The following is a 1373-nucleotide window of genomic DNA, read 5'->3' as shown; positions in this document are numbered from 1 at the left end:
TCTTGATCGACTCCTTGAAGGCCTTCACGCCGTCGCGGCCGAAGGCGTAGTCCTGCGCGAGCGTCGTGATCGTGACGCCGGGCTTGTCGAGCGCGACCGCGTTGGCGATCGCATCCTGCGAGCTGTTGCGCCCGGTGCGGAAGATGTAGCGGTTCCACTTGTCGCCGGTGATCGAATCGGCGACCGCGGGCTCGACCAGCAGCAGCTTCTTGTACTCCTCCGCCACCGGCAGCAGCGCCAGCGCGACGCCCGACGACGACGGGCCGACCGCGATGTCGGCGTTGTCGTCGCCATAGGCCGCGGCGAGCTGGCTCTTGCCGACGTCGGGCTTGCCCTGATCGTCGCGCTCGATCACGATGAGCTTGCGGCCAGCCACCGTCATCGTGCCGCCGGTCGCGTAGTCGAGGCCCATCATGAAGCCGGTCTGCGTCTGCTTGCCGTAGGCCTCCAGCGGGCCGGTCTTGCTGTAGACGTGGGCGATGCGGATGTCCTTGGGCTGCGCCAGCGCGCCGGTGGCGGCGATGGAAAGCCCGGCCAGGGAAAGGCAGGCCAGCAGCGCCATCGGGCGCCGTCGGGTCGCGGTCATGCTGTCTCCTGTTTTATTGGAATGGTGATGCGCGTGCACCATCACAGCGCAAGCGACGTGCCACACCTGGCGATCGTGCGCCACGCCGTTCAAGCCCTTGAGTGGCAAGGACTTTGTGTCAGCAGCTTCGGGTTGTCCCGGGGGCCGCGCCAGGCGGCAGTGGATGGAACGCGGACAGTGCGCACTGTCCGCCGAGCAGGCAAGTGCCTAGAACTTGCGCATCGAGGCGAGCTGCGGCGAGGCCTCGGTGACTGCGGTGTCGAACGGGTGCGTCAGCATGCGCGACGACTTCAGGATGCGACTCACGTAGCCCAGCGTCTCGGCATACGGCGGCACGCCGCGGTAGCGGTTCACCGCGCCTTCGCCGGCGTTGTAGGCTGCCGCCACGAGCGTCACGTCGCCGCGATAGTAGGCGAGCAGCCAGCGGATGTAGGCGAGGCCGCCGCGGATGTTCTGCGCCGGGTCGAACGGCCGCTTCACGTTGAAGCGGGCGGCCGTCTCGGGGATCAGCTGCATCAGGCCCTGCGCGTTCTTCGGCGATTGCGCGACCACGTCGAAGTTCGATTCGACCTGGATGAACGCGAGCGCGAGCTGCGGATCGACGCGGTACTCCGGCGCGATGGTCTTCACGAGGTCGACGATGTACTTGGGGCCGTTGGTCCGCAACTCGGCGGTGGGTGCTGCGGCGACGGGTGTGGCCTGCACCGCCGCCGCGACGACGGGCGCGGGCGGGCGCATGCAGTCGGGGATGTCGGCGCCGGGCTGGCCGACGCGCTCGAGCATGCGC

At 68.5% G+C, this 1373-nt stretch carries 2 protein-coding genes; both read right to left on the bottom strand.

Features of this window, described 5'->3' with window-relative positions; translation table 11 throughout:
- A partial coding sequence (locus AC1D15_RS32385; protein ID WP_477829289.1) for an ABC transporter substrate-binding protein occupies positions 1–562 on the bottom strand: 562 nt, incomplete at its 3' end.
- 231 nt (positions 563–793) lie between these two features.
- The coding region (locus tag AC1D15_RS32380; RefSeq protein ID WP_477829288.1) for a lytic transglycosylase domain-containing protein at positions 794–1373 on the bottom strand (580 nt) is incomplete at its 5' end.

The organism is Rhizobacter sp. P2_H2 (assembly GCF_056403375.1).
Note: the sequence above shows the minus strand (reverse complement) of the source record. Positions and strands in the feature narration are given on the sequence as shown.